Source organism: Microcystis sp. M53598_WE2 (assembly GCF_030067735.1).
Classification (GTDB): domain Bacteria; phylum Cyanobacteriota; class Cyanobacteriia; order Cyanobacteriales; family Microcystaceae; genus Microcystis; species Microcystis aeruginosa.
The window spans coordinates 1-2,560 of the sequence record NZ_JASJFE010000511.1; the positions used below are offsets into that span (position 1 = coordinate 1).

At 39.3% G+C, this 2,560-nt stretch carries 3 protein-coding genes; all 3 read right to left on the reverse strand.

Annotated features, from left to right (window positions below):
- Window positions 1–145 precede the first annotated feature (145 nt).
- Entirely contained in the window at window positions 146–1,231 is a 1,086-nt protein-coding gene (locus PX636_RS10450; RefSeq protein ID WP_002762913.1) for an alanine/ornithine racemase family PLP-dependent enzyme, read from the reverse strand.
- 4 nt (window positions 1,232–1,235) lie between these two features.
- A complete protein-coding gene (locus PX636_RS10455; RefSeq protein ID WP_012263859.1) occupies window positions 1,236–2,396 on the reverse strand; it encodes an N-acetyltransferase DgcN family protein in 1,161 nt (386 codons plus the stop codon).
- A gap of 22 nt (window positions 2,397–2,418) precedes the next feature.
- Window positions 2,419–2,560 (reverse strand): DUF3134 family protein (locus PX636_RS22870; protein ID WP_502882873.1); only part of this gene is annotated, 142 nt, incomplete at its 5' end.

Consider the following 2,560-nt stretch of genomic DNA (forward strand, 5'->3'; position numbering starts at 1 on the left):
ATCGGGGGGAAATTTAGGCACTTTTTCCCTGAAAATTAGGTAATTGGCCACCTCAAAACTGGTAAAACCCCACACCCCACACCCCACACCCCACACCCTGCCACCACCGAAAAACTTTTTGCCGCAAACCCTATTTATTCATCGCTCAAGACAGTTGTGCTACTGCATTGAGAGCATAACTTTTAGTAATAAAAGGAGAAGTCATGGCTGTTAAAAGTCCTCCGTAATCAAGATTAAAACTGACTTCGCTTCCTACTTTTAACCTCTTGTTATGACTATCAAGAACTAGATGATCGCTACTAGAACCTAATATTTTTATCTCCTGACTTGTTTGTAATCCAGAGATAAGAATATCCTGTCTTCCTAATGCAATAATAACTCGACGGTGAATGCCTTGATCGATAAAGCTGGGAACATTACCAAAAGCATCTCGACCAATTTCTCCAGAGGGTAGAGATGGTTTATCTTTGGATTCGATTACTTCAGCAATTAACCGAAAAGCATCGGTATATAAGCCAGGTATCACTTGTCGATTAACTGTTTCACAACCTAATAAAATTGATTCTCCTAAACGCAGATTATTAATCCGACCAACTTCGCTACTTTTTTGATACCATTGATAGTTAGCAGAATTGCCTCCTGAAATAATCGGTAATTTTATTAAAAATTCCTGCTCAATTGTATCTGTTAACACAGATAATTTGCTCATATTATGGCTATCAGGTTTAATACCTCCATAACAAGCCAAATTACAACCCAGTCCAATAATTTTGATAAAGGGAAAAGCGAGGGTCTTTTTGATGAACTTGACCAGATCTTTCGGCAGTACACCTTCGCGTAAATCCCCTAACTCCGTCATGATAATAATGCGGTGTATTTTTTGCTTTTCTTGAGCATAATAGGAAAGTTCCTGAATTGTTGCTAATTCGGTATTTAAGCTGATATCTGCAATGTTAACCACTGATTCTGCTTGACTCAAGGCAGTACGCAACAGAACAAAAGTTGTCACTATTCCTGCTTGTTTCATTTTGAGAATATTTTCGATTCGAGAGTCAGCGATAAAGTTGACTCCACCTTGAATCATCGCCAAGGCGATCGAGGGATCACCCAAAATCGCTTTGGAAACTCCCATCACAGAAAGTCCCTTGCTACCGTAGAATTGGCAGAGTAAACGAGCATTATGGCGTATTTTCGGGAGAGAAATCTCGATTCTGGGTAAAAGGTCTTTCATCAGCCTATTTGCTCCCAATTGCGGGAATTGCAGCTAAAATTTCCCCTTTGATTTTCCGGTTTAATTTCGGAAAGCGATCGCATAAAGCTTGGACTAATTTCTCACATCCGTGTAACAAAACATCAGTAGTCGGTAACTGAAAATCTCGCTCATATTTGGCAATAATACGCTCAGTGGCTGCTGCGGTGAGATTTTCGTGATTAATCGCAATAGCGATAACTTTAGTGGGAGAAATTGCCTCAATTAGTGAAATTTCTTCCTGTAATTTTGGCATGGCTAAATGAGGAAAATCACAGCGAAATTTTCGGGCTGGGGGATGTTGTAAAATAATCCCATCGGGCCTACTTCCTTTCAAAATTCCCACGGAACTCATAAAAGCAGGATGACTCAGAGAACTTTGTCCTTCCACTAAAATAATATCGGGTTTTTCTTGCTCAAAAGCTTGAACCACAGCATTTTCAATTTCACCGATGACAAATTGAGAAACCAAAGCATCGATCGAAACCCCATATCTTGCTCCCTGCATCAAGCTAGTTTGTCCAGTAGCGACTAAGACAGACTTAATACCCAAGCCTTGGAGAGTTTGATTAACTGCCACCGCAGTGGTCATTTTTCCGCAAGCACAATCGGTTCCTAAAAAGGCAATAACGGGTATATTTACTTGGGAAATTTGCCCAGTAAATACATGAAGATCAGCTAATTGTGGTGGTTTACGAATGTCTGTAATTTGCACACCATACTGACTAGCTTGCTCCCTAAATTCTAAATCCTCGGAGAAGAATTGATGCAAACCATTAATAATCTCCATTCCTTGTGCCATTGCTTCTAAAATTAGCAGCCTTTCTAGGGGGGGAATAAACGCTTCTAAGGGTGCTTTGCCGTAGATATAACAATTGGGAACATCTCTAAGTTTTTCTAAGGCTGTTTGTAAATTGGCAAAAATGGGAATATGATTTTTTTTGTCTCCTAATGCTTCTCCCGCATCTTTTCCCGCTAAGGAACTATCCAGCACTCCAACAATTGTATATATTTCTGATTGTCTGATCAAGCCAGCTGCCGTTTTTCCATCCACACGTCCAAACTGATTTTCACAGTAAATTAAAGCCGTTTTTTTCGTTGATACCACTTTCTTAATCTCCTGAATATTAGATAATTGAAATTTCACTCCTAACTCCCAGTAAGACTATTTATTCTTCTTCTTCTATAGCATAATTATCTGGATCGATAATATCGTCTAGTTCTTCTAAAATTTGCGAATCGGGATGAGCATCAGATTGACGTAATTTTAATCTTCCTGTCCGTTCTAACCAATGGAGAAGGGTTTCTTTG